Here is a 24,622-nt window from a genome sequence, read left to right on the forward strand (position 1 = left end):
ACTCCTTCATCGGGTTGCATCGTCACCTCACGAACCAGGTCGGTCGTGAGAAGAATGTGCGTTTCGGGCCTACCGCCTGGCCCGTGGGCCTTCCTTGTGCCATGCGGTCGAGCATGATCGCGAGGGCAACGATGGCGATGCCCGCTGCGAGGCCCTTGCCGAACAGCTCGGTCTGCGAGAAGCCGGCGACCACGAGATAGCCGAGCGCTCCCGCCCCCACGAGTCCACCGATGACGACCATCGCGAAGACGTAGAGCATGCCCTGGTTGGTCGCCAGCGCGATGCCCTTGCGAGCCATCGGCAGCTGGACCTTCGTGATGAGCTGCCACCGGCTCGATCCGGCCGACTGTGCCGCCTCGACGACCGTCGGCGACACCGCACGAATCGCGTCACAGACGAGCTTGATCGCGACCGGCGCGGCATAGACCACCGCCGCGACGATGGCGGTGAAACGCGTCGCGCTGAAGAGCGCGAGTGCGGGCACCAGGTAGACGAAGGGCGGGACGACCTGCGCCGCGTCGAGGATCGGCCGCACGGTCAGGTCGACCGCACGACTCTGTGCCATCCAGACGCCGAGGACGAGCGCGATGAGCATGGTGAGGATCGTCGCCACCAGGGTCATGGTCAGCGTGATCATGGCGTCCTGCCACAACCCGACCCCGAGCACGACAGCGATGCAGACGATCGACGTGAGGAACGAGCGCATCCCGCCGATCAGCAGCGACAGGGCCAGCAGCATCGCAGCGACCAGCCACCAGGGCGAGTCGGCGAGCAGGGTCTGCAGCGGGTTGAGCAAGCCGTAGGTCAGGGCGTCCTTGATCGCGTTGGTGGTCGAGGCGGCGTTGTCGGTGAAGAAGTTGGAGACGTTGTCGGCGGCCTTGGCGAACGGCGTGCCGAGGTCAGGTTCCTTGGGGAATGCCGCCAGGTCGATGTACTGACGGGACGCCCAGACACATACGATCGCGGCCACGCCGGAGACACCGAGGACGATCAATCGGTTGCGCCGGGCGTGCTCGGACGGGATCGCCTCGCTGCGTTCGCTCGCCGCCGTCGTGACTCGGTCGAGCATGATCGCCATGATGACGATGCACATGCCTGCGGTGGCGGCCCGGCCGACGTCGAGCGACTCGAGTGCCTTGATGACGGGCTTGCCGAGGCCGGGGCCGTCGACGAAGGCGGCGATCGTGGCCATCGACAGCGCGGCCATGATCGTCTGGTTGACGCCGACGATGATCGTACGTTTGGCCATCGGCAGCTGAACCTTGCGCAGCATCTGGGTACGGCTCGTGCCGAGCGAATCCATCGCCTCGATCGTCTCGGACGAGACCGTGCGGATGCCGTGCGCGCTGATGCGGATGACCGGCGGCAGCGCATAGATCAAGGTCACGATGATCGCGGCAGCGACTCCGATGCTGAAGAACAGCGTGATCGGCAGCAGGTAGACGAACGACGGCAGGGTCTGCAGGCCGTCGAGGATCGGCGTGATGACGGCTGTGGCCCGCGTGCTGCGGCCCATCCAGATGCCGATCGGGATGCCGATGACGAGACAGATGCCCACGGCGATGAACGTCACGATGAGGGTGTCCATGCTGTCGGTCCAGTAGCCGAGCATGCCGAAGAGCGCGAAGCTGACCGCCGTCAGGACGGCCATGCGCCAGCCTGCGATGGCCAGAGCCACCCATACCGCGATCGCCAGGACACCGAGCCAGCCGATCTCAGGTACCGGCCGCGGGAAGGCCGGCTGGCTGATGAGCTCCTGGAAGAACACCGCAATCTTCTCAAGGGCGTTGCTGATCTTGTCGAGCCCCTGCAGGATCGCACTGGAGCTCTGGGCGGCCTCAAGCTTGTCACTGAGGTCGCCCAGCCAGTTCTGGAAGTCCGTGAGGTCCGAACGGGCCAGCGGGAGCGTCGCGACGCCCCGCAACGGGATGCTGAGGACGACGAAGACGGCGAGGACGATCGCGATCGCCCGCCCGCGGTGGGACTGCTCCGGCGCAGGGGGTGGCGCCTGTTCCTTGGAAACCGGCGGCGGCGCGGTTGCGGTGGTCATGCCGGTGCGACCTCGCTCGGCCTTTCTTCCGCGACGATCACGCGGAGGATGTCCTCGTCGGTGACGACGCCGAGCAGCTGGCCGTTCTCGACGACCTTGATCGGCTTGTCGGAGTCGAGCACGAGCCGCGCGGCGTTCTGGACGATCGTGTTGGGCGGGAGCTCGGGCCCGTCGAGCGCGTCGTCGGGCTCGGGCTGCCGCATGACCCATTTCAGCGTCAGGACGTGTGACTTCGGGACCTCGCTGACGAAGTCGCGCACGTACTCGTCAGCAGGGGCGCCGACGACCTCGTCGGGTGTGCCGACCTGGACGACTTCGCCATCGCGCATGATCAGGATGCGGTCGCCCAGCTTGAGCGCCTCCTGGAGGTCGTGGGTGATGAAGACCATCGTCTTCTTGACCTCGTGATGCAGCCGGATGACCTCGTTCTGCATGTCGCGGCGGATCAGCGGGTCGAGAGCCGAGAACGGCTCGTCGAACAGCAGCAAGGACGGGTCGACGGCGAGGGCGCGACCGAGTCCGACTCGCTGCTGCATGCCGCCGGACAGCTGATCGGGGTAGGACGCGGCGTTGCCCGAGAGCCCGACCAGCTCGAGCACCTCCTGCGCCTTGGCGTGGCGCTCGGCCCGGCCCACACCGCGTACCTCCAGCCCGTACGCGATGTTGTCGATGACCCGGCGGTGTGGCAGGAGGCCGAAGTGCTGGAACACCATGGCCACGTGGGTCCGGCGAAGGTTGCGCAGCGCCGACTCCGACATCTTAAGGACGTCGGCGTCGTCGATCATGACCTCACCGGCCGTCGGTTCGATGAGCCTGGTGAGGCATCGCACCAGGGTCGACTTGCCCGACCCGGACAGTCCCATGACGACGAAGACCTCGCCGCGCTTGACCTCGAAGCTGACGTCCTTGACGCCTGCGACGCAGCCGGTCTTCCTCCGGAGCTCGTCGCGGGACAACTCCCCTTCGGGGCTGCCTGGGATGCGTGAGGCCTTGGGTCCGAAGACCTTCCACAGATGGTCGACCTTGACGGCGGTATCGGTCATGACTGCTCCACTCCTTGGGTGTGGGAGGCATTGCGGGGGTCGCCGGGAGGGAACAACGGTGTGCCCTCGCGGTAGCGGTAGTAGGGAACATCGGTGGCGGGCTCGAGCGGGGTGTTGCCGAGGATGAGGTCCGCCGCCTTTTCGGCGAGCATCATGATCGGCGCGTAGATGTTGCCGTTGGTCACGTACGGCATCGACGACGCATCCACGACCCGCAGGCCGTCGACCCCGTGCACGCGCATGCTGGTCGGATCGAGCACGCTCATGTCATCGGCGCCCATCCGGGCGGTGCACGACGGGTGCAGGGCCGTCTCGGCGTCCTTGGCGACCCAGTCCAGGATCTCCTGGTCGGTCTCGACCGACGGTCCGGGCGAGATCTCGCCGTCGTTGAACGGCCCGAACGCCGGCTGGTTGAGGATGCGCCGCGCGACGCGGATCATCTCGATCCACTCGCGGCGATCCGTCTCCGTCGACAGGTAGTTGAACCGCAGCGCCGGGTGTTCCTTCGGATCGGTGGACTTGATCTTCACGGTGCCGCGACAGTCGGAGTACATCGGACCGATGTGCACCTGATAGCCGTGCTCGGCCGCCGGCTGCGAGCCGTCATACCGGATCGCGATCGGCAGGAAGTGGAACATCAGGTTCGGGTAGTCGACCAGGTCGTTGCTGCGAACGAAGCCGCCGGCCTCGAAGTGGTTGGTCGCGCCGACGCCCTTGCGGAGGAACAACCACTCCGCGCCGATACGGGGCTTGTGGCGGTGCTTGAGCCACGGGCCGATCGAGACGGGCTGCTTGCTGGCGTACTGGATGTAGACCTCGAGGTGGTCCTGGAGGTTCTCGCCGACGCCCGGCAGGTCGACCACCGATCGGATGCCGAGTGCCCCGAGCTCGGCCGCGTTGCCGATGCCGGACAGCTGCAGCAACTGCGGGGAGTTGATCGCGCCGCCGCACAGGATGACTTCCTTGGCGCCAACACTGCGGTGCAGCTTGCCGCCGCGCAGGTAGTCGACGCCGGTGACCCTCGTGCCCTCGGTGCGCAGGCCCGTGACGTGCGCGAGGGTCTCGACCCGGAGGTTGGGACGATCCATGACGGGATGGAGATAGGCTCGGGCGGCGCTGAGCCGGCGGCCGCGGTGCAGGTTGCGGTCGAAGCGCGCGAATCCCTCCTGCCGGTAGCCGTTGACGTCGTCGGTCAGCGGGTAGCCGGCCTCCTGCGCGGCGTCGAGGAACGCGCCGAACAAGGGGTTGGTCGCCGGACCGCGCTCGAGGATCAGCGGCCCCGAGCCGCCACGCCAGTCGTCCTCACCGGCAAGACAGGTCTCCATGCGCTTGAAGTAGGGCAAGCAGTTGGCATAGCCCCACGACTCCATGCCGGGATCGGCGGCCCAGCGCTCGAAGTCGAGCGGGTTGCCGCGCTGGAAGATCATCCCGTTGATGCTGCTCGAGCCGCCGAGGACCTTGCCGCGCGCGTGGAAGACCTTGCGGCCGCCCATGAAGGGCTCGGGCTCGGACTCGTACTTCCAGTCGTACAGCCGGTTGCCGATCGGGTACGGGAGCGCTGCCGGCATGTGGATGAACGGGTCCAGCTTGGAGTCGTTGCGGCCCGCCTCGAGGACCAGCACGCTCGTCGACGGATCCACACTCAGCCGATTGGCGAGGGCCGATCCGGCCGACCCACCGCCCACGATGACGAAGTCGTAGCTCTTCTGCTTCTTCATGCCTCAGCTCCGTCGAACCAGCGTTGGGGGGTCGGGTCGATGTTGTGCCAGATGTGCTTGGTCTCGCGATACTCGGCGAGGCCGTCGAGGCCCAGCTCGCGGCCGAAGCCGGACTGCTTGTAGCCGCCCCACTCGGCCTGTGGCACGTACGGGTGGTAGTCGTTGATCCAGACCGTGCCCATGCGAAGCCGGGCGGCAACCCGCTCGGCCCTGCCCGCCTGGGAGGTCCAGACTCCTCCGGCCAGGCCGTAGATGCTGTCGTTGGCCTTGGCGACCGCGTCGTCCTCGCCGTCGAACGGCTCGACCGTCAGCACGGGGCCGAACGACTCGTCCTGCACGACGCTCATGTCCGCGGTGCATCCGGTGAAGATCGTCGGCAGGTAGTAGAAGCCATCGGCCAGGGCGGGGTCATCGGGCCGGGCGCCGCCCGTGCGCAGCTGCGCGCCCTCGGCGATGCCGGCTGCGACATAGGCCTCGACCTTGTCGCGGTGGCCGGCGCTGATCAGCGGACCGGTCTCGGCCTTGTCGTCGAACGGGCCGCCGATGCGGATGAGCTCTGCGCGACGTACGAGCTCGTCGACGAACTCATCGTGGATCGACGACTCGACGAGAAGGCGCGCACCGGACGAGCAGACCTGGCCCGAGTGCAGGAACACCGCGGTGAGGGCGAAGTCCAGGGCAGTCTCACGGTCGGCGTCGGCGAACACGATGTTGGGATTCTTGCCGCCGAGCTCAAGGGCGACCTTCTTGACCGTGGGGGCGGCGGCGGCCATGACCCCGCGACCGGTGACGAGACCGCCGGTGAAGGAGACCAGGTCGACCGCGGGATGGGTCGTGAGGGTCGGACCGACATCCGCACCGGCGCCGAGCACGAGATTGGCGACACCGGCGGGCAGACCCGCCTCGTCGAGGGCGCGCATCAACCAGATCGACGTCGACGGCGTGAGCTCGCTCGGCTTGAGCACGAACGTGTTGCCCGCTGCGATCGCCGGCGCGACCTTCCAGGCCGTCTGCAGCAGCGGGTAGTTCCAGGGCGTGATCAGCGAGCACACGCCGACCGGCTCGTGCACGACCCGGCTGACGACGCCCGGCCGCCCGGTGTCGACCACGCGTCCGGACTCGGCGCCGGCCAGCCCGGCGAAGTGGCGGAACACGCCGACGATGTCGTCGACGTCGTAGCGCGACTCGATGATGCGCTTGCCGGTGTCGAGCGACTCGAGGCGAGCGACTTCTTCCTTGTCGCGTACGAGGAGGTCAGCGACCCGGTGCAACAGCGCGGCGCGCTCGAGCGAGGAGGTCGCGGGCCACGGGCCGGAGTCGAACGCACGGCGAGCCGCTTCGATGGCCCGCTCGGCGTCCTCGGGTCCGGCCTCTGGCACGGTCGCGACCAGGGTGCCGTCTGCGGGGCAGTGAATTTCCCGGACAGCGCCGCCAGCTGCCGGCTGCCAGAGCCCGTCGATGTAGAGCGCGGACACTCGTGCCTCCTCGCTCTAAAACGATCTCGTGGTCGTAACCCGCCCGATACAATTTTGTTGCGTATTACACAACCTAAACTACGTTGCGCAACAACTGTCGCGCCAAGTGGGCGCTACGTCAAGAGTCAATCTCGGCAGGCGGGCGCTTGGCGACCCTCCAACCGAGTCGTTCGGACACTTCAGCAGCGACATCGGTGACCTGGTCAACGACCGTTTTGACCCGGTCCTCGTCGAAGCGGAACGTCGGTCCGGAAACCGAGAGCGAGGCGATCACGTCGCCATGCACGTTGTGCAGCGGTGCCGCGATCGCGGTCAGTCCCATCTCGAGCTCGTCGACCACGACGGCATACCCCGCCTCCCGGACAGCCTCGATGTCGACGAGCAACTTCTTGATCGAGGTGATCGTGGTCGGCGTGTAGGCACGGAGACGCTGGCCGACCTCCGTGGTGATCTGGTCGGGGGTGAGCCCGGACAGCAGGACCTTGCCGTTGGCAGTGGCGTGCAGCGGTATCCGCTGGCCGACCCAGTTGTGGGACTGCAAGGACGAGGTGCCCGCGATCTGGTCGAGATACAACGCAGCACCCTCCGAGCGCACCGCGATGTTGACCGTCTCCCCGGTCTCCGCAGCCAGCGCCCGAGCCAGCGGTCGGGTCTCCTGGACCACGTCGAGGCGCGCCGTGGTGGCCCCGGCGAGCCGGAGGATGCCGACTCCGAGGCGATACTTTCCGCGTTCGACGTCCTGCTCGACGAGTCCGCGTCGCTCCAGAGCGGCGATCAGCCTGAACGCCGTGGATTTGTGGACGCCGAGCTCGTCGGCGATCGTGGTGACGCCGGACTCCCCGTCGTGGGCGAGCATCTCGAGGATGCTGACGGCCCGGTCCACGGACTGCACGGTGCTCGTTGCGGCCTTCGTGGCTCCAGAATTGTTGACCGAGTTGTTGCTCATAGCACGACTCTATTGCACAATTCACAACACGGTCGGCCGACAGCGGAGTTGGGCCGCGTGTCACACCGAGGCAGGAACCCATGGCTTTCGATCAGGATCAACCCCCGTCATACGTGCTCACATTGGCGTGCCAGGACCGTCCGGGGCTGGTTTTCGCCGTGTCTTCCTGGCTCATGGACATGGGTGGAAACATCCTCGACTCGCAGCAGTTCGATGACCGCATGGGGCACAACTTCTTCATGCGCGTGCACTTCGAGGTCGCCGACATCGAACTGACGCAGCTGCGCTCATCGTTCACCCAGGTCGCCACGGCCCACGGCATGGACTGGCAGATGTTCTCCGCGGTCGCGCCCTACCGAACGCTCGTCCTCGTGTCGAAGTTCGGTCACTGCCTGAACGACCTGCTGTTCCGCCAGAGCACCAACTCGCTCAACATCGTGATCCCCGCGGTCGTGTCCAACCACCGCGACTTCGAGCGACTCGCCGCGACGTATGACGTGCCGTTCTACCACGTGCCCGTCACGCCGGACACCAAGGACCAGGCCGAGGCCCGACTCCTCGAGCTCGTCGAGGAGCTCGACATCGACCTCGTCGTCCTCGCCCGCTACATGCAGGTCCTGTCCGACGAGACCTGCAAGAAGCTGGAGGGCAAGGTGATCAACATCCACCACTCCTTCCTGCCSAGCTTCAAGGGAGCCAAGCCCTATCACCAGGCACACGAGCGCGGCGTCAAGCTGATCGGTGCGACGGCGCACTACGTCACCGCCGACCTCGACGAAGGGCCGATCATCGAGCAGGACGTGACCCGGGTCAATCACCGGATGACGCCTCCCGAGATGGTCCAGGCCGGCCGCGACGTCGAGGCTCAGGTGCTGTCGAGGGCTGTGCGCTGGCACACCGAACAACGGGCGCTCCTCGACGGCTCACGGGTCGTCATCTTCCCGTAGAACACACCGCGAATGACCCGCTGACCAGTGGGTATGCCTTTCCGGAAGGGAGCAACTCCCTACGAGGAAGGAGCGTCTCATGAGCTCGATTCGAGGCAACGTCACCGACGCGGAGCAGTTTGCGAGAGCGGCTGCAGCCGTCGTCGGAATCGTTTTCCTGCTGGTCGGCGTGCTGGGGTTCATCCCGGGCATCACGACCGACTACGACAGCATGACCTTCGCGGACCAGGACAGCGGCGCCGAGCTGCTCGGCGTCTTCCAGGTGTCGGTGCTGCACAACATCGTGCACCTGTTGTTCGGCGTCGCCGGACTCTGGACAGCGACGCAGGCACGCCTTGTCCCGCCGGTCCTCTTCGGCAGCGCGGCAATCTACGCCGTCCTGACGATCTACGGCATCGCGGTCGACCAGGAGAGCACCGCCAACTTCGTCCCGGTCAATTCTGCCGACAACTGGCTGCACCTCGTGCTGACGATCGGCCTTGCCGCGCTGGGCTGGATCGTTCAGCAGCGACTTCACGGACGCACCATCGAATTCCGCCGGCACCGAGGTCACCACACGGCTTGAGCCCTCACTAGCGCAGATCGAGGCGCATCAGCACGCGCGGGAAACCGTCGATCACCGAGTCGGTGTCGGCGGCCTTGGCGAACCCGGCGCGCTCGAACAGCCTCAGCGTGCCAACGTAGGCCATCGTCAGGTTGACCTTGCGGTCACGGTTGTCGACCGGGTAGGCCTCGATGGCCGGGGCACCCTGCTGCCGCGCGAACTCGACCGCGCCAGCAACGAGGGAGTGGGAGATGCCCTGGCCGCGATGCCCCGGACGTACGCGGACGCACCACAGCGACCAGACGTCGAGGTCGTCGACGTGCGGGATCTTGCGGCTCTGGGCGAACGCGGTGTCGGAGCGGGGATGCACGGCGGCCCACCCGACCACCTCGTCGCCGTCGTAGGCGAGCACCCCGGGAAGGGGTGATTCCCGCAGCAGCTGAGCGACCCGCTCACCGCGGTCAGTCCCGCGAAGTGCGAGGTTCTCCTTGGAAGGGATGCGATAGCTCAGGCACCAGCAGACGTTGGCGTCCGGGCGCTTGGGGCCGACCATCGTGCGTACGTCATCGAAGCGGCTCGCCGGCCGCACCTCGATCGCCATGGCGCCATCGTCCCACCGACGACCGACAAGCTCACGACCCGACGGTGGCCCGCTGGGCCAGCGGCTTGAGTCCGCACGCCGCCGCGAAACCATCCGACTCGATGCCGAGTGCGACGTTCGGACGTGTGGTGAAGTTGGCGAACGCGATCACGGCCGTGAGCTCGACCAGGGCGGCCTCGCCGAGCTGAGCACGCAGCGAGTCCACCATCTCAGCAGTCACCGTCGGCTCGGTCACGGTCATCGCTTCGGCATACGCCAGCACCTCGCGTTCGAGCGGCGAGAACACCTCCGACTCGCGCCAGCGCGGGATCTCCGGGGCCTTGTCCATGTCGAGGTTCTTGTTGTGGGCCTCGAAGTAGTTGAAGTCCAGGCACCAGCTGCAGCCGACCTGGGCGGCAACGGCCATGTGCGCGAACGACTTGAGCTGCTCGTCGCAGGCGTCCCACTTCTGGACCTTGCCTCCGATGCCGGCCATGGCCATGAGCACCTTCTGGTTGTGCCAGTAGACGCCGAGCGAGGTCGGGACCTGTCCCAAGGCCTTCTTGGCGAAGCGCTTGATGAGCGCGCCCTTGAAGCCCGTGATCTCGGCAGCGGGGATACGAGTTGTTCCGGTCATGTCGTCCTCCTGTGTTTGGTGGGTACGACATCTAGACGAGGGCCGGCCGAGAATTGTGACATGCGCCTGCGTGCTCCCGGTGGGGTCTACGAATCAAGCATCGTCGCCAGGTAGCGCGAGGATCCGGACCTCCTCGGCGTCACTTGCTTCCACTTCGATGTCCGCGTCATTGGTGATGACGACGAGTTGCTGCCCGTGCCACCAACCGCGCCACCACAGGACCTCTTCGGCACCGCGCACGGTCACCTGGCCCGGCGTCAGGACCCGTCGATCTGCGGTGAGCGGCTTGATCGCGTGCATCCACGTGGCGATTCCTTCAAGGGTGCGACGCTGCACCTCTGGGATGCGGCCATCGGCGTCGGGACCCACGTTCAGCAACAGTCGGCCGCCGCGCGAGACCACGTCGGCGTACACCTTGGCCAGCTCTCGCGGCGACAGCGTCAGTGAGGCGTCTTCGACTCGGTTGTAGCCGAAGGAGTAGCCCAACCCCCGGCAGTGCTCCCAGCCGGAGCCCAGTTCGTTGGCGGTGTCGAAGGCATACTCGCTGGTGCGATAGTCGGCCAGGTCCATACGGCCCCAGCGATCGTTGACGATGCCGTCGGGCACGACGGATCGATAGAAGGCCCGGAGGTCGTCGAGCGAGCCGTCATGCTGCCCTGCATCGGGCCAGTTGATGTCGTTCCACACGACACACGGCTCGTAGCGCTCGATCAGATCACGCACGTGGCTGGTCGCGTACTCGGAGTAGGCCGCGTCGACCGGTCGGAAATCTTCGACGTGCGCCATGCTCGTGATCGGTGGATGGTCGGTGACGTGCCAGTCCAGCCCGCCGGAGTAGTACACGCCGAAGCGCAGCCCCTCGCCGCGGACGGCCTCGGCCAGCGGGCCGATCAGGTCGCGTCGCGGGCCACGCTCGGTCGTGCTCATGTCTCCGGCGCCAGGAGCGTCCCACAGCGCGATCCCGTCGTGGTGCTTGGTGACCGGGACGACGTAGTCCGCCCCGACTGAGGCGAACAGGCGTGCCCAGTCGACGGGGTCGAATGAGTCGGCTCGCCAGATGTCGAGTAGATCGACATAGGGAATACCACCAAACTCGGCGTGGTGGTGCTGGGACGCAGGCGACCCCTCGATGCGAATGGTGTTGGCGTACCACTCGGCGTAGGCGTTGTGCGCGAACCAGTCCTCTGTCGATACGTCACCCCACGCGCCGGACGGCTCCGCCCAGGCGGGCACCGAATAGGCACCCCAGTGGATGAAGATGCCGAGGGTGGCATCACGCGCCCAGGCGGGCAGTGAGTGATCTTGCACGAGAATCGAGCTCCTGGAGTCAGGGTGGGAGGGGGCGAGTCAGCGGAACACGCCGCCGAGGGCGATGCCCTTCGCGATGGATCGGTTGAACACGAGATACAGCAGGACCAAGGGAATGGTCGCCAGGGTGAGGCCCGCGAAGATGGCTCCGGTGTTGGCACTGAACTGACCTTGGAAGTCGAGAAGACCAACCGGGATGGGCCTGCTCTCCGGTGCCTGCAAGAGCACGATCGCCAACTGGGTCTCTCCCCAGACGAAGATGCCGTTGATGAGGCCCACCGCCACAAGCGGCCCGCGCGAGAGCGGCAGCACAATTCTGAGGTAGGTCCGCATGAGCCCCAAGCCGTCGATTGCGGCCGCCTCTCGCAGCTCCGCGGGGAACCCCAGGTAGAAACCGTGCAGGATGAGCACGGACGTCGGCAGGCACAGGCACGCGTACACGACGCCCACAGCCCACGGCGTGCTCAACAACGACAGTGCGCTGAATGCTGAGTAATAGGGGATCAGCAGCATGATCAACGGCAGGGTCGCTGCGCCCAGGAAGCCGGCGAGGACGAGCGCCCGAACGCGCGGCGAGGCAAGGGTCGCGAAGTAGGCGGTGAAGGATCCCAGGAAGACACACCCAGCGACACCGATCGCCGTCACCACGACTGAGTTGAACACGTACTGCACGAACCCCTGGCCGCCCGGCGGTCCGGACCACGCCTCTGAGAAATTCTCCGGGCGCCAGTCAACGTGGAGGACGCCGAGAGGGTTGCTGAAGATGTCGGTGTTGGACTTGAAGCTGAGGAGAATGATGAGGAGGAACGGCAGCACTGCCAGAGCCGTCCACATCACGGCGACGAGTTGGCCGACCAGCCGTCCGAGCCTTGGGCGCCGCGACGGCGCACTGCGGCGGGTGGCCGTGTCAGTCAGGGTTTGGGTACTCATGCGTCTGGAGCCTTCCTTGAGCCGAAGACGTAGACGGCGAAGCCGAGGATGAGCAGGAAGACCCCGCCCACGACGCTCACGGCGGCAGCGACACCGAAGTTGGATGATTGGAAAGCGTCCTTGTAGACGAGAACAGGCAGGATGGTCGTGGAGTCTCCCGGACCGCCTCGCGTCATGCCCCACACGAGCGTGAATCCGTTGAAGGCCCAGATGATGTTGAGCAGGACGACCGTTGACAGCACCGGGCGAATCATCGGCAGCGTGATCTGGAAGAAGGACCTCACTCCCCCGGCTCCGTCGATCATCGCCGCTTCGTAGACCGAGACCGGCACCTCTTCCATGGCACCGAGGATGATCAGGAAGGCAAACCCGACTCCCTGCCAAATGCCGACCGCGATGATGACGATCAAGGCAGTCGACGGGTCGGCCAGCCAGGTATGGTCGTCTCCGAGGCCCACTTTGCCCACCACGACGTTGACGACTCCGGCGAAAGGCTGCACAGACAGCGCCCAGAAGACCGCCACTGCTGTGGGCGGTGCCACGCCGGGTAGGAACCACAGCACACGGTAGACCCGCGAACCGGCCAACCCGCGAGACACGAAGGCGGCAAGGACCGTGCCGAGCGCCGCGATGCCCAGGGCAACTCCTACTCCCATGACGATCGACCTGACCAGGGCGGACCGGATGGTGTTGTCACTGAAGACCTCGGCGAAGTTGTCGACACCCGTCCACTCACGGGGTCCGATGCCCGACCAGTTCGACAGTGACGTGCGCACGAGGTCGAGAACGGGGAGGCCGAAGAAGATCGCGAGGACCGCCAGGCCGGGCAGCAGCATGGCCACCGTCTGCGGGGACGTCCTGGACCGTCGTCGCCGGCGGCGCGGTGCAGCTACGCTCATGCCGGCCGCGGCCTGTTCGCTGCGGGTACTCATAGTGTCGTCCGTTCGTTGTTCAATGGTGACCTTGGCGCCGCCGAGCCCGAGCCCGGCGGCGCCCCGGAGGGTCGGTCAGCTGTTGTCATTCTTGAAGGACTCGAACTGCTTCTGCTGTGCTTCCCCGAGCTTCTCAAGGGACGTCTGGCCAGCCAGCAGCTTCTGCATCTCGGGGTCGATGAACGTCTGTGCCAACGCCCCGGGAGCAACGCTGGTCCACCCGACGCCGGCTCCGTTGCCGTTGACGAACGAGACGACGTCCTGGGTCACCTTCGGCACCGTCATGGGACTACGCGCGTTCATGACGCGACCCGGGTGTCGGTGTGCTGCGCGTTCATCGCGCTGGCGAGGTATCGCGCGTCACTGGCAGTCGCCGCGCTTCCCACGCGTTGACCCGTGTCAGCGTTTAGGACCGTAGTCCCGTGTGCGTATGCGTTCATGTCATTCCCCATTCGGTTTCAATGGTGACCTTGGCGCCGCCGAGCCCGAGCCCGGCGGCGCCCCGGACGCAGGGTCAGCTGTTGTCCTTCTTGAAGGACTCGAACTGCTTCTGCTGTGCTTCCCCGAGCTTCTCGAGGGACGTCTGCCCGGCCAGCAGCTTCTGCATCTCGGGGTCGATGAACGACTGTGCCAACGCCCCGGGAGCAACGCTGGTCCACCCGACGCCGGCTCCGTTGTCGTTGACGAACGAGACGACGTCCTGGGTCACCTTCGGCAGCTTGTCGATCGTCGTCGGGTCGACCGACTTCACCGCTGGCATCGACCCCACGTGGACGGCCGCATAGCGCTGGACGTCGTCCGAGACGTAGATCTCGAGGAACTTCTTCGCCATCGCTTTGTTGTCCGAAGCCTTGGGAATGGCAAGGGTGTCCCCGGCGTAGACCGTCGGCAACGTGGGGCCCGCCTTGCCGGGCAGGAGCAGCCAGTCGTAGTCGAACTTCACGCCGGACTTGGCATCATCGAAGATCGCAGGCATCCAGATGCCGCCCAGCAGCATCGCGGCCTTTCCGGAGGTGAAGGCCGCCTGCGCCTGGTCAAGCTTCTGTCCGAGGTAGCCGGGGACAAAGACGCCATTCTTGGCAAACTTCTGCACCTGAGCGACCGAGTCGACGAATTCCGGATCGGTGTACGGGACCGTCTGCTCCTTGCCGCTCTTCCACGCGTTCGTGAAGTCGCCGAAGGCCGCCTTGTCGGCGTTCGCCGCCAGCTGGGCGTCCAGCATCCACGCGACCTGGAATCCAGAGCTGCCACCCAGCGCCAGGCCCTTGTATCCAGCGTGGTCGAGCTGGTCGGCGAGGGCGTAGAGCTGCTCAGGCGACTCCAGCTGGTGGTTCGCCGGCGCCGTCACACCGGCCTTCTCGAAGGCCTGCTTGTTGTAGAAGACGACGTTGTAGTACACGGTGTCGAACAGCACGACGTACGGTTTCCCGTCGCTCTTGATCGACTCTGCGGTCGCCTTGTCCATCCGGTTGTCCAGATCGGCCGACTTCCACACGTCGTCGAGAGGGACGAGCGCGTCGTTCTTCATGAGCTCCAGGTACGTCGATGCGTTGGTGGGCACGATCCCGATGTCCGGAGCGTCGCCCGAGGCCAGGACCTGGGCGTTGGTGGTGTTCTTCTGCTCCCCGGTGATGGTCTGCAGCTTGACCTTCACGCCGGAATTCTTCTTCTCGAAGATGTCCGCGGCGTACTGGAAGGCATCGAGCTGCTCCGCCTGCACCTGGACGGTCAGGGTGGAAGATCCGCCTCCGGAGTCTCCCGAGCTGCAGGCCGCGGCAAGGAGGGACAGGCTCAGGACCGCGGCCAGTGCCGCGGACCTGCGCCTGAGCTTCGCGGGCGACTGCGAGGAACCTACGGCCTCGTGAGTGGCAGAGGCGGCGGAGCCGGCCTTGCCAAAGATGTGTATGCGCTTCATGGTGGCCTCTCGTCGAGCTCATTGCATTGATTGATTCATCCGTAAAGATCAGATGTCTGAGCCACTATCGCTGTGACACCGACCACATGTCAAGCAAAAAATGAATCGATTTACACGACATCCTGTTCCACCGCTGCGCGAATCCAGTGCTCGACGCCTGACACGTGCGCCAGCGCCAACGCCTCGGCCAGTCGTGCGTCCCCTGCTTCGATAGCCGCCAAGATCGCTGCATGCTCGGCGATGGTGACGTCGGCGGCGTCAGAGTCGACGACCCCTCGCCAGACTCGTGCGCGCGTGGTGGCGCTGGAGATCCCGTTGAGCAGCGCCGCGAGGGTGAGGTTGCCGCTCGCTCGCGCGACTGCCGCGTGGAAGTCAGCGTCATGCTCGACCAGGTCGTCGTACTCGTTCCACCGTCGCATGAGGCGAAGGTGGCCGGCGATTTCGGCTCGCTCCTCGGGCGTGGACCGCGTCGCCGCCAAGGCTGTGACCTGCGGTTCTATGACCCGACGGGCCTCAACTAGCTCCAGAATCGACTCCTCCCCCATGAATTCCACGGCTCGCCCCAAGCCAGTCAGCAAAGTCTCGGCCGACAAGTTGGTGACAAAGGTTCCATCCCCTCGCCTGACGTCCAGCACGCCAACGGTGACCAACGCCCTCACCGCCTCACGAGTGCTGCTGCGAGAAACGCCGAGCAGGTCACTCAGTTGTGCTTCCGCAGGCAGCCGGTCGCCGGGTCCAAGACCGCCGTCCCTGATCAGGCCTCTGATCTTGTCGATGGCCAGCTCTATCAGAGGTGCGCCCATGGGGCTTCCTTTCGTCTACGCGCGTCCCGGTCGTCCGCGCTCTCGTTGCTAGACATCATATCTCTGACTAGACATCTGATCTTTAGTCTCCTACCTTGGCTCTTACGTGATCGCCGCCAATCCGACGTCGAGCTCACGCAGACAGGGCGACCGACGCTCATGCTCAGGAGGAATCCGTGTTGTCAGAACACACACAGGGCCAAGCCAGCCGGACCGCGCGGATCACTGGCTTGGAGGTGACCGATGTCAGGTTTCCCACGTCCAAGACGCTCGACGGTTCGGACGCGATGAACCCCGAACCTGACTACTCGGCTGCCTATGTGACAATCTGCACCGACGACCCGGACCACCCTGCGGGCTATGCCCTGGCTTTCACCACTGGCCGCGGGAACGACGTACAGGTGCGCGCCATCGAGGCGCTTTCCGACCTGGTCGTCGGTCGACGCGTGGAGGACATGTGCGCCGACCTCGGTGAACTGTCGCGTGCGCTGGTGCATGACCCGCAGTTCCGGTGGCTCGGTCCGGAGAAGGGCGTCATCCACATGGCGGCGGGTGCGGTGGTCAACGCGGCGTGGGACCTCGCAGCGAGACGGGCGAACCTCCCCTTGTGGCAGTACATGTCCCAGCTGTCCCCTGAGCAACTCGTCGACTGCGTCGACTTTCGCTACCTCACTGACGCCCTTACGCCTCACCAGGCGCTCGAGCTGCTGAAGCGCGCTCACGACGGCCGCGCTGAGCGAGAGGCGCACCTGCTCGCCACTGGTTACCCGGCGTACACGACGACGCCAGGGTGGCTCGGGTACTCCGATGAAAAGCTCGCCCGGCTCGCGGCTGAGGCCGTGAAGGACGGGTTCCGACAGATCAAGCTCAAGGTCGGCGCAGACGTCGAGGACGATGTTCGCCGCATGCGTATTGCTCGGGAGGTCGTGGGTCCAGAGATTCGCGTGGCTGTCGACGCCAACCAACGCTGGGACGTCGCGGAGGCGATCGAATGGATGTCGCGCCTGGCCCCGTACGACCCATGGTGGATCGAGGAGCCTACTTTTCCCGACGACGTGCTTGCGCATGCCGCGATCCGGCAAGGTGTCGCCCCCATCAAGGTCGCCACCGGCGAGCACGGTGCCAACAGGGTCATGTTCAAGCAGATGCTGCAAGCCGGCGCCATTGACGTGCTCCAGCTGGATGCAGCCCGCGTGGCCGGAGTCAACGAGAACATCGCGATCTTGTTGCTGGCTGCTCAGTACGGGAAGCCGGTGTGTCCGCACGCAGGCGGGGTGGGACTGTGCGAGATGGTCCAGCACCTGTCGATGTTCGACTACGTGGCAGTGAGTGGGACAACCCAAGATCGCGTCATCGAGTACGTCGACCACCTCCACGAGCACTTCACTGAGCCGGTGCGCATCCGCAACGGCCACTACGTCGCCCCGACCTTTCCTGGAGGCGGGGGTCGGATGTTGGTCGAAAGCGTCAACACGTACCGGTTCCCCGACGGTCCCGCGTGGAGCGGAAGTGACTGACGTTGTCGTCTGCGGTACCACAGACGTCTAAGAGCCAACCTGACAACGGGGAGCGACCATGATCACCGGAAAGCTCATTCACCCTCACTTGCTGGCCGCGGTCGCAGGTGCGGGCCACGGCGCCCACGTGCTCATCCTCGATGGCCACTATCCCGCAAGCACCGCCGTGTCGGAGCGCGCTGAGCAGGTGCACCTCAACCTCGCGCCCGGCCTACTGGACACGAGCACGGTCCTGCGGGTGCTGCTCACGGCCATGACGGTCGAGTCGGCGGCGGTCATGGTCCCGCCAGCAGGCGAAGATGAACCGCAGGCCGTCACTCAGCACCTGGCTGACCTACCAGGGATCAAGGTCGACCGGATGGACAGGTGGGCGTTCTACGAGACCGCCCGCTCCCCCGACGTGGCGCTTGCCGTCGTCACCGGTGACGTCCGGACCTACGCCAACCTGCTGCTGACCGTCGGCGTTCGTCATGACTGAGTACCAGGCACCACAATCACACGTCGGGCCTCAAAGCGCACCGCACCTGCCGTGGCGCCGGCTCGGCCAAAGCTCGGCGCGGGTCAGCGAACTGGGGTTCGGCGGCGCCGGGGTCGGCAATCTCTACGCCGCCTTGGACGAGACCGAGGCTCGCGAAGCGATTCGGGAGGCGTGGAACCTTGGGATCCGTTGGTTCGACACCGCCCCGCACTACGGGCTCGGACTGTCGGAGCGGCGCCTTGGCGCCGAGCTGGCCGGGCGCTGTCGCAGTGAGCTGGTGGTGAGCTCGAAGGTAGGGCGGCTCCTGGTGCCGCAGAGTCCCCGAGGCCGCGACACCGAGGGCTTCGACGTTCCGGCCGATCAACGGCGTGTGCGGGACTACAGCCGGGACGGCGTGCTCCGTTCGATTGACGACACATTGAGCCGCTCGGGGCTCGACCGGCTCGACCTCGTCCTGATCCATGACCCCGACGATCACTGGCAGGAAGCATCGACACAGGCCGTGCCGACCCTTGCCCGGCTACGGGAGGAAGGGGTTGTGGGCGCCGTTGGCGTCGGCATCAACCAGTCGGCTCTTGCCGCGCGCTTCCTGCGAGAGACCGACGTGGACTTCGCCATGATCGCCGGCCGCTACACCCTGCTCGAGCAAGGCGCATTGGACGACGCACTCCCGGCGGCGACCGAGACCGGACGCAGCATCGTCGCGGTTGGTGTCTTCAACTCCGGTCTTCTGGCCACCCAGGAGGTGCCGGACGATGCGCGTTACAACTACGCCCCCGCTCCGCCTGACGTACTGCGCCGGGCCCGTGAGATTGCGGCCATCTGCAAGGAGCACGGCACCACGCTGCCCGCAGCTGCGGTCGCCTTCCCCCTGCGCCACCCCGCGGTTGCCGCAATCGCCGTGGGGATGCGTACCGCGAGGGAGGTTCGCCGCAACGTCGAGCTGTACTCCGCCGGAGTTCCGCACGAACTATGGGACGCACTCATCGACGCGCGGCTTGTGAGGCCACAGCACGATCTACCAGGCAAGGAGCGGTTCCATGCAGGCATCTGACCCCGCACGTCACCACACAGTCATAGATCCGGCACATCGCCCGGAGGCAATGCCCTTTCGACTTTCCGGCGACGACCTCGCGTCTTCCATCAGGGGCGCAGTGCACATCGAGGTCATCGGAAGCGGCGCGATCCCTCGACGATTGAATCCAGAAATGGCACGCCGCGCCCACTCTCAAGATCTCGAACTCACCAGCGCCCAAGCTGCCGGCATCACCATGGAGCTGTTCACGTCAGCGAGCGTCCTGGAGATCGAAGCTCATCTGACACGGCTTACGTACAACCGCGATATCCCACCGTCCTCAGAATGGGTGGTGGAAACCCCGGACCTCTACGTCGCTGTCGGAGCCGATCCCGCGGACGGCGACCTGGCTGTCGCGCAGCCAGACGGAACGTTCGAGACACGCCCGGGAGCACCATCCACCGTCTCATTCAGGATCGGCACATCTTCCAGCGCACGGTTGGTTCGGGTGTGGCTGCCGCACAATGCGGAAGTCCACGTCACGGCCGTTCGTGCTGATGCGCCGTTGACGCCCGCGGAGGCAGGAACGGCGAGGCCTCGTTGGGTCCACCACGGATCCTCCATCAGCCATTGCACCGACATCGCCAGCCCCCGCGACATCTGGCCCTCGGAAGTTGCTGGTGATCTGGGATTGGACGCCATCAACCTCGGCTACGCCGGCAATGCTCTTCTCGACCCGTTCACTGCCGCATGCATCAGCGACCTGCCTGCAGACGTGATCACGCTGAAGCTCGGAATCAATGTCGTCAACCGGGACGCCTTCACCGCCCGCACCTTCGCTCCCGCATTGCATGGATTCCTTGACGTTGTACGGATCGGACATCCGACTACGCCCATCGGTCTCATCACGCCAATTTGGTGCGGCCTGCATGAACACACTCCCGGTCCGACTGAGCAGGATACCGAGACAGGTCGGTTTCGACCGGCCGCAAGCACTGCTCCTTACCGTCTCACCCTGACGGAGGTTCGTCGCCTGATCCGCGACGTCGCCGACCTTCGCGGTGACCCCGCGCTTCACCTGGTCGACGGCCTCTCCCTCCTCGGTCCCGACGACGCTCACCTCCTGTACGACGACTTGCATCCCGATGAAGAAGGTTGCGCTCTGATCGGGCGCAGATTTGCAGGCTACGCACGGGACCGCGACACCGCGCTCGGCAGAGCGTTCGCGCCGGCCCTCGCCAGCGACCGGCCCTTCGATACCACCTAACCCGGCGAGCCGCCGCCGCCGACGTCCGAAGCGACTTCGAGCCTTGCAGACAGATCCCAGATGGGAATCGACCTGCAACGCCATACGCAAGAATCGCGACACCTGTCCACGTGCTCCCGGTGGGGGTCGAACCCTATTCGCACCCTTTGCCGACCTGCGCGGATGCCATTTTGTGCTGTAATTCCAGCGAATGCGTCTCACGTGGATCATGACAGTTGCAGGTGGATCACGAGCGTTTGTGCTCAAAATGTGCTCACGAATGTGTCCGCCGACGATCCCAATTCGATCGGCATGCACGCTGCAATGGCCGGCACAGTCCCAGCTCAGTTGACGTGAAGATGACCGCCTCACCCCTAGTGATTCCGTTGCCGGGTTCGGCCCGTCATTTCAGTTGTATTGATACCTCTACGGCCGCCGATTTCGGGGTGGGGTTGCGCCGGGGGCACTGCCGCGGCTGGCCACCAGTGGCGCAACAGGAAGTGAATGAGCTGGGCGAGATTGGCCAGGATCCCGAGCAGAGTCAGCTCGCTCGCTGTTCGCAACGGGTGCTCGCACCTACCGGGCGAAAGGGACAGGCGCCAAGCCGTGACGCCGGATGGCCCACCCGTTCGCCTCAACCAAGCAACTTGGGAGCGACAAACTGTCGACGCCGACCCGCGGACGGACACCGTCCGGCAGGATAGGGGCCGAAAGCTCCTCCATCTCCATCTCCATCTCCATCTCAGCGCCATCCCGGGGGCGCAATCATCAAGAAGTTTTACCCGAATCGACAAGCCCGGGTGGGCAGCGCGTTCGAGACGACCAGTTACACATTTGGATCCGCTCGTGCGACAACCGTTCCGCATGACAACAGCGAGTGAATCGTGTGCCCGCCTGCGAACGACGTCAGTGCAGTCAGGACCTCCTGCGAACCCAGAACCTCAGGCCCTCCAAACCGGCTGCAAGCACCAAGACCGCACCGGTGAGCATTCCGCTTACCTCGGGACCGACGTTCATCAAGGTGATGCCGTTCGCCAGGATGCCCATTAACCACACTCCTAGGACGACTCGCCAGAGGGCACCTCGCCCACCGTTGAACGGGATTCCGCCCAAGAGCACGGCAGTCAGAACGCTGATCTCGAACCCCGCACCGAGCGTGCCGCTCGGGGCACTGTCCAGCCGGGCGACCGTGAGCAGCCCAGCAACCGAAGCAAGCAGTCCGATGGCGAGGTAGAGGAGGAAGACAAGGCGCTTGACCGGGATGCCGCTCAGGAAGGCAGCGCGGGCATTGACCCCTACCGCAATCACGTGCCGTCCAAATGGCAGCGAATTCATGATGATCATCGCCACCGCGATCGCGGCCAGGGCGATGATCACCAGGTAGGAGACGCCGAACAGCTTGCCCGTCCCGAAGCTCGAGACTGGCTCGGGGAAGCCGAAGACGGAGCCCGGCGCGAGGAACTGCGCCAGCCCCCGCCCCGCGGCGAGCATGCCGAGGGTGACGACAATCGGTGACAAGTTGAGAGTGCCCACGAGAGCGCCGTTCAGTGCCCCAGCGGCCAAGCCCACCGCGAGCCCCACCAGGATGCCTGGGAGCACACCACTGGACTGGAACACCAGGCCTGCGCTGACACCCGACACGGCCATGATCGACCCGACCGACAAATCGACGTAGCCGGCCATAAGCAGCAGCGCCGCACCGATCGCCACCACCATGAGGGGCGCGATCTGCGTGGCAACCACTAAAAGGTTGTCCCTGGTGAGGAATACCGGACGGGCAACGGCGAAGAAGACCATCAGGCCCACAGTGGCGAGAGGCATGACCGCGTCGATAACCACCAAGGAAGGCGACTTGCCCCCCAGTCGCGCCGAGAGTAGGGATCGCCTGTCGACCATCGTCGCACTAGACATGGGAGAGTCCTTTCGATTGAGTTGTGGCGTCCGCGTGAGCGAGAGCCATCAGTTCCTTCTCATCGGTGTCGGCGGGGAGGGTGCCGGCCACGGCCGAGTCGACGAGCACCACGATGCGATCGGCCAGCGTGAGGATCTCGTCGGGATCGCTCGACACGAACAGAACGGCCTTGCGCTCCTGCCCCGCGAACGACCGCAGGAGGTTATAGATTTCCTCCCGCGAGCCGACATCTACACCCTGGGTCGGCTCGTCGAGGATCATGAGCCTGGGATTCCCTAGCTCGCCGAGCCAGCGGCCAACAGCGATCTTCTGGGCATTGCCCCCTGAGAAGGATTCGGCCTCGAGGTCGGCTCTCTCGGGCTGAAGATTCACCAACTGCGAGACATCGCTGAAGATCTTGGCCTCACGAGCGCGACGACGAAACGGTCTGCTGAGCCAACCGAAGTGCGGCATGAGTAGGTTCTCAATGGCGGTCATCGAGCCGAACAGGGACTGGGCCTTGCGGTCCGACGCCACGAGGACGACACCACCGCGTCGGGCGCGGGCCGGCGAGCTCGTGTCGACGACTTGACCAGCGATACGAAGTGCGCCCTCGCTGGTGCGTCGGATGCCCGCCATGCCCTCAACGAGGTTGGTGCGCCCCGAGCCGAGGAGCCCGAACACGCCGACGATCTCTCCCTCCCCCAGGGTCAGGTCTATTGGCGCGCTGCCGCCAACCGCGAAGCCCTCGAGCTCCACCAAGGTCGTGGTCGCCGCATCCGCCGCCCGGCCACCTCCCGGCTGACGGGTCAAGACATCGAGGTCCGGTGCGGGCGAGATCGCCGAGATGAGGTCAGTCAGGTCAAGGTCGGAGGTCGGTCGCGTCCAGAGAACCTCACCGTCACGCAGCACGGTGACCCGGTCCGAGACGGACAGAACCTCTCGGAGGAGGTGCGTCACGTAGACCACGGCGATGCCCTCCTCCCGTGCGAGGCGGCGCACCAGGGCGAGGAGTATCTGCGCCTCGTCACCACTCAGTGCCGCAGTGGGCTCGTCGAGGATCAGCAAGGTGGGCCGGTGCCGGATTGCCTTGGCGATCTCAACCAGCTGCCGCTGGCCGACCGACAGGGTCGAGACGCTCTGCGAGGCGTCGAAGTCGGCGCCGAGCGACGAGAGGACCTCGTTGGCGACGACCAATTGGTCACTCTTTCGGAGCGTTCTAGTGCCACGCACCAGCTCGCCACCGAGGAAGAGGTTGTCGACGACGGTCAGGTCGTCGATCAGCTGGAAATGCTGGTAGATGATCGCCGTACCGGCGGCGAAGGCCTCCTGAGGAGTGAATCCCTGGTGGGTGTCACGACCCACCACAATCGAGCCACCGTCGGGTCGCGTCGCGCCACTGAGGCAACCGAGCAGGGTGGACTTTCCGGCCCCGTTCGGGCCCAGCAGGGCATGTACCTCTCCAGCCTCGAAATCGAGGTCGACACCTCGCAACACTTCGTTAGGCCCGAACGACTTATGCAACTCACGTATCGACAGTGCGGTGCTCATGGAATCCACTCCTCCTGGCCGACTACTTGACCTGGAGCTGAGCGATCAGCGCGTCCACGTTGGCGGGATCCTCCATCGACACGGGGACGACCTTGGCCTCGGTCTCGGTCTCGCCCTCACCCTTCACGGCGTTGACGGAGTTGCGAACGATGGCCGTGGCCAGGTCCACCATGTCGATCGCCGCCGTCACCCGGTAAGACTCGTTCGACTTCAGTGCCTCGTATGCCTGGAGCGACCCGTCCTGCCCGCCGATGAACACCTCGGACGGATCGATGCCTGCGTTCTTGAACGCCTTCGCCGCGCCGAGGGCGGGATCGTCGGTGATGCCGATAAAGATGCGGAGGTCCGGGTGCTCGCGCAGGAGAGACTCGGTGATCTCCAGTCCGCATGCCTGGTCCGCGCAGTCCTTCTCAGAGACAACCTTCACGCCGGCGGCCTCGATCGCCTTGACCGGTTCGTCCCAACGGCCCGCCACGTCAGGAAGCGCCGACAGCGATGTCACCGCTGCCGTGACCTTGCCCTCCAGTTGGTTGTCACTGATGAACTTGGCGGCCGCGTCGCCGACGATCTTGCCGCTGGTCACGTTGTCGAAGCCGGTGAAACCGTCTGTACCCTTGGCACGAGTGGCGTACGACAGCCACTTGATGCCTTTCTCCTGAGCCTGCTTCTGCAGGGAAGCGAAGGCTGCAGCATCGACGGGAAATACCACGATCGCGTCGACGCTCTGGGTCACCCACGTCTCGACGGTGGCCCGCTGGGACTCCAGGTCGTTGGCCTGCGTGTTGTCCATGAGGACCTTTACGCAACCCTGGAGCTTCGCCTGCTTCTCGACGTTGAGCTTGAGCGCCTTGACGAACGTCGACTCGCCAACCGGGTGGCTGAAGCCGATCGTGTACTCCTTTGGGCAGTCCGCGGATGAGGCGCCGCTGTCCGCCTCGCACGCGCCCACCGTGAGCGCGATCGCGACAACAATCGTCAGAGCTGAAAATACGCGTGTCTTTCGGCTGAACATGTCGTTCTCCCTGCTTGAACGGTCGGGCTGGGTCGGCCAAGAGTCGGCGACCACAGCGGGTTGGCACAGACCCTAGACCATTAG

22 protein-coding genes are annotated in these 24,622 nt (G+C 65.5%); 6 read left to right on the plus strand and 16 right to left on the minus strand.

All coding sequences use genetic code 11. From position 1 onward, the window contains the following. Nucleotides 1-22: 22 nt before the first annotated feature. The 5 genes from AC1DVU_RS12960 to AC1DVU_RS12980 all read right to left on the minus strand — a co-directional run bounded on the left by AC1DVU_RS12960 (nt 23) and on the right by AC1DVU_RS12980 (nt 7,232). The gene (locus tag AC1DVU_RS12960) at nt 23-2,050 is read right to left on the minus strand and encodes an ABC transporter permease (RefSeq protein ID WP_476922854.1); all 2,028 of its coding nucleotides are present in this window, start codon (nt 2,048-2,050) and stop codon (nt 23-25) included. Continuing rightward, a complete protein-coding gene (locus AC1DVU_RS12965) occupies nt 2,047-3,093 on the minus strand; it encodes a quaternary amine ABC transporter ATP-binding protein (protein ID WP_476922855.1) in 1,047 nt (348 codons plus the stop codon). The genes AC1DVU_RS12960 and AC1DVU_RS12965 overlap by 4 nt, the downstream gene beginning before the upstream one ends. Further along, nucleotides 3,090-4,811: a choline dehydrogenase gene (gene betA / locus AC1DVU_RS12970; protein WP_476922856.1), complete on the minus strand. Its 1,722-nt coding sequence runs from the start codon at nt 4,809-4,811 to the stop codon at nt 3,090-3,092. The genes AC1DVU_RS12965 and betA overlap by 4 nt, the downstream gene beginning before the upstream one ends. Then, nucleotides 4,808-6,286 carry an aldehyde dehydrogenase family protein gene (locus tag AC1DVU_RS12975; RefSeq protein ID WP_476922857.1) on the minus strand — a complete coding sequence of 493 codons (1,479 nt, stop codon included), beginning with the start codon at nt 6,284-6,286 and terminating at the stop codon, nt 4,808-4,810. Before AC1DVU_RS12975 ends, betA begins: the two co-directional genes overlap by 4 nt. 118 nt (nt 6,287-6,404) lie before the next feature. Continuing rightward, entirely contained in the window at nt 6,405-7,232 is an 828-nt protein-coding gene (locus tag AC1DVU_RS12980; RefSeq protein WP_476922858.1) for an IclR family transcriptional regulator, read from the minus strand. 80 nt (nt 7,233-7,312) lie between these two features. On the opposite strand from AC1DVU_RS12980, the gene purU reads away from it, so the two are divergent. Continuing rightward, nucleotides 7,313-8,179 carry a formyltetrahydrofolate deformylase gene (gene purU, locus AC1DVU_RS12985; RefSeq protein WP_476922859.1) on the plus strand — a complete coding sequence of 289 codons (867 nt, stop codon included), beginning with the start codon at nt 7,313-7,315 and terminating at the stop codon, nt 8,177-8,179. A 79-nt stretch (nt 8,180-8,258) separates the two neighbouring features. Further along, a complete protein-coding gene (locus AC1DVU_RS12990; RefSeq protein WP_476922860.1) occupies nt 8,259-8,744 on the plus strand; it encodes a DUF4383 domain-containing protein in 486 nt (161 codons plus the stop codon). 7 nt (nt 8,745-8,751) lie between these two features. On the opposite strand, the gene AC1DVU_RS12995 is transcribed toward AC1DVU_RS12990, so the two are convergent. From AC1DVU_RS12995 to AC1DVU_RS13030, 8 genes are all read right to left on the minus strand, one after another. After that, nucleotides 8,752-9,324 carry a GNAT family N-acetyltransferase gene (locus AC1DVU_RS12995; protein WP_476922861.1) on the minus strand — a complete coding sequence of 191 codons (573 nt, stop codon included), beginning with the start codon at nt 9,322-9,324 and terminating at the stop codon, nt 8,752-8,754. 31 nt (nt 9,325-9,355) lie between these two features. Further along, nucleotides 9,356-9,940 carry a carboxymuconolactone decarboxylase family protein gene (locus tag AC1DVU_RS13000; protein ID WP_476922862.1) on the minus strand — a complete coding sequence of 195 codons (585 nt, stop codon included), beginning with the start codon at nt 9,938-9,940 and terminating at the stop codon, nt 9,356-9,358. Nucleotides 9,941-10,033: 93 nt separating this feature from the next. Further along, nucleotides 10,034-11,248, minus strand: coding sequence for an alpha-L-fucosidase (locus AC1DVU_RS13005; RefSeq protein ID WP_476922863.1), 1,215 nt, complete (start codon nt 11,246-11,248; stop codon nt 10,034-10,036). Nucleotides 11,249-11,287: 39 nt separating this feature from the next. Then, on the minus strand, nt 11,288-12,178 hold the full coding sequence (locus AC1DVU_RS13010) for a carbohydrate ABC transporter permease (protein ID WP_476922864.1): 891 nt from the start codon (nt 12,176-12,178) through the stop codon (nt 11,288-11,290). Further along, the gene (locus AC1DVU_RS13015) at nt 12,175-13,110 is read right to left on the minus strand and encodes a carbohydrate ABC transporter permease (RefSeq protein WP_476922865.1); all 936 of its coding nucleotides are present in this window, start codon (nt 13,108-13,110) and stop codon (nt 12,175-12,177) included. The genes AC1DVU_RS13010 and AC1DVU_RS13015 overlap by 4 nt, the downstream gene beginning before the upstream one ends. 75 nt (nt 13,111-13,185) lie before the next feature. Next, nucleotides 13,186-13,395, minus strand: a complete 210-nt coding sequence (locus tag AC1DVU_RS13020) for a hypothetical protein (protein ID WP_476922866.1) — start codon at nt 13,393-13,395, stop codon at nt 13,186-13,188. A gap of 229 nt (nt 13,396-13,624) precedes the next feature. Beyond that, complete coding sequence (locus tag AC1DVU_RS13025; protein ID WP_476922867.1) at nt 13,625-15,025, minus strand: ABC transporter substrate-binding protein; 1,401 nt, start codon at nt 15,023-15,025, stop codon at nt 13,625-13,627. A gap of 110 nt (nt 15,026-15,135) precedes the next feature. Then, the gene (locus AC1DVU_RS13030; RefSeq protein WP_476922868.1) at nt 15,136-15,828 is read right to left on the minus strand and encodes a FadR/GntR family transcriptional regulator; all 693 of its coding nucleotides are present in this window, start codon (nt 15,826-15,828) and stop codon (nt 15,136-15,138) included. A 236-nt stretch (nt 15,829-16,064) separates the two neighbouring features. Between AC1DVU_RS13030 and AC1DVU_RS13035 the strand changes: the two genes are divergently transcribed. Genes AC1DVU_RS13035 through AC1DVU_RS13050 form a run of 4 tightly spaced genes read left to right on the plus strand, consistent with a single transcriptional unit; the run spans nt 16,065 to nt 20,105 of the window. Continuing rightward, nucleotides 16,065-17,345, plus strand: coding sequence for an enolase C-terminal domain-like protein (locus tag AC1DVU_RS13035; protein WP_476922869.1), 1,281 nt, complete (start codon nt 16,065-16,067; stop codon nt 17,343-17,345). 58 nt (nt 17,346-17,403) lie between these two features. Further along, entirely contained in the window at nt 17,404-17,823 is a 420-nt protein-coding gene (locus tag AC1DVU_RS13040) for an RbsD/FucU domain-containing protein (RefSeq protein WP_476922870.1), read from the plus strand. Beyond that, nucleotides 17,816-18,877, plus strand: coding sequence for an aldo/keto reductase (locus AC1DVU_RS13045; RefSeq protein WP_476922871.1), 1,062 nt, complete (start codon nt 17,816-17,818; stop codon nt 18,875-18,877). The genes AC1DVU_RS13040 and AC1DVU_RS13045 overlap by 8 nt, the downstream gene beginning before the upstream one ends. Next, entirely contained in the window at nt 18,864-20,105 is a 1,242-nt protein-coding gene (locus AC1DVU_RS13050; protein ID WP_476922872.1) for a GDSL-type esterase/lipase family protein, read from the plus strand. Before AC1DVU_RS13045 ends, AC1DVU_RS13050 begins: the two co-directional genes overlap by 14 nt. A gap of 894 nt (nt 20,106-20,999) precedes the next feature. Here AC1DVU_RS13050 and AC1DVU_RS13055 read toward each other — a convergent pair. From AC1DVU_RS13055 to AC1DVU_RS13065, 3 genes are all read right to left on the minus strand, one after another. Beyond that, on the minus strand, nt 21,000-21,905 hold the full coding sequence (locus AC1DVU_RS13055; protein ID WP_476922873.1) for an ABC transporter permease: 906 nt from the start codon (nt 21,903-21,905) through the stop codon (nt 21,000-21,002). Nucleotides 21,906-21,987: 82 nt separating this feature from the next. Then, nucleotides 21,988-23,526: a sugar ABC transporter ATP-binding protein gene (locus AC1DVU_RS13060; RefSeq protein ID WP_476922874.1), complete on the minus strand. Its 1,539-nt coding sequence runs from the start codon at nt 23,524-23,526 to the stop codon at nt 21,988-21,990. A 22-nt stretch (nt 23,527-23,548) separates the two neighbouring features. Further along, complete coding sequence (locus tag AC1DVU_RS13065) at nt 23,549-24,538, minus strand: sugar ABC transporter substrate-binding protein (protein ID WP_476922875.1); 990 nt, start codon at nt 24,536-24,538, stop codon at nt 23,549-23,551. Between the last annotated feature and the right edge of the window lie 84 nt (nt 24,539-24,622).

It is taken from the genome of Aeromicrobium sp. P2_G6 (genome assembly GCF_056403535.1).

Bases quoted from the DNA above. Each gene is read 5' to 3' on its own strand.
- AC1DVU_RS12960 (WP_476922854.1), bottom strand. From the start codon at position 2,050: ATGACCACCGCAACCGCGCCGCCGCCGGTTTCCAAGGAACAGGCGCCA.
- AC1DVU_RS12965 (WP_476922855.1), bottom strand. From the start codon at position 3,093: ATGACCGATACCGCCGTCAAGGTCGACCATCTGTGGAAGGTCTTCGGA.
- betA (WP_476922856.1), bottom strand. From the start codon at position 4,811: ATGAAGAAGCAGAAGAGCTACGACTTCGTCATCGTGGGCGGTGGGTCG.
- AC1DVU_RS12980 (WP_476922858.1), bottom strand. From the start codon at position 7,232: ATGAGCAACAACTCGGTCAACAATTCTGGAGCCACGAAGGCCGCAACG.
- AC1DVU_RS12990 (WP_476922860.1), top strand. From the start codon at position 8,259: ATGAGCTCGATTCGAGGCAACGTCACCGACGCGGAGCAGTTTGCGAGA.
- AC1DVU_RS12995 (WP_476922861.1), bottom strand. From the start codon at position 9,324: ATGGCGATCGAGGTGCGGCCGGCGAGCCGCTTCGATGACGTACGCACG.
- AC1DVU_RS13000 (WP_476922862.1), bottom strand. From the start codon at position 9,940: ATGACCGGAACAACTCGTATCCCCGCTGCCGAGATCACGGGCTTCAAG.
- AC1DVU_RS13010 (WP_476922864.1), bottom strand. From the start codon at position 12,178: ATGAGTACCCAAACCCTGACTGACACGGCCACCCGCCGCAGTGCGCCG.
- AC1DVU_RS13015 (WP_476922865.1), bottom strand. From the start codon at position 13,110: ATGAGTACCCGCAGCGAACAGGCCGCGGCCGGCATGAGCGTAGCTGCA.
- AC1DVU_RS13020 (WP_476922866.1), bottom strand. From the start codon at position 13,395: ATGACGGTGCCGAAGGTGACCCAGGACGTCGTCTCGTTCGTCAACGGC.
- AC1DVU_RS13025 (WP_476922867.1), bottom strand. From the start codon at position 15,025: ATGAAGCGCATACACATCTTTGGCAAGGCCGGCTCCGCCGCCTCTGCC.
- AC1DVU_RS13030 (WP_476922868.1), bottom strand. From the start codon at position 15,828: ATGGGCGCACCTCTGATAGAGCTGGCCATCGACAAGATCAGAGGCCTG.
- AC1DVU_RS13040 (WP_476922870.1), top strand. From the start codon at position 17,404: ATGATCACCGGAAAGCTCATTCACCCTCACTTGCTGGCCGCGGTCGCA.
- AC1DVU_RS13045 (WP_476922871.1), top strand. From the start codon at position 17,816: ATGACTGAGTACCAGGCACCACAATCACACGTCGGGCCTCAAAGCGCA.
- AC1DVU_RS13050 (WP_476922872.1), top strand. From the start codon at position 18,864: ATGCAGGCATCTGACCCCGCACGTCACCACACAGTCATAGATCCGGCA.
- AC1DVU_RS13055 (WP_476922873.1), bottom strand. From the start codon at position 21,905: ATGCCTCTCGCCACTGTGGGCCTGATGGTCTTCTTCGCCGTTGCCCGT.
- AC1DVU_RS13060 (WP_476922874.1), bottom strand. From the start codon at position 23,526: ATGAGCACCGCACTGTCGATACGTGAGTTGCATAAGTCGTTCGGGCCT.
- AC1DVU_RS13065 (WP_476922875.1), bottom strand. From the start codon at position 24,538: ATGTTCAGCCGAAAGACACGCGTATTTTCAGCTCTGACGATTGTTGTC.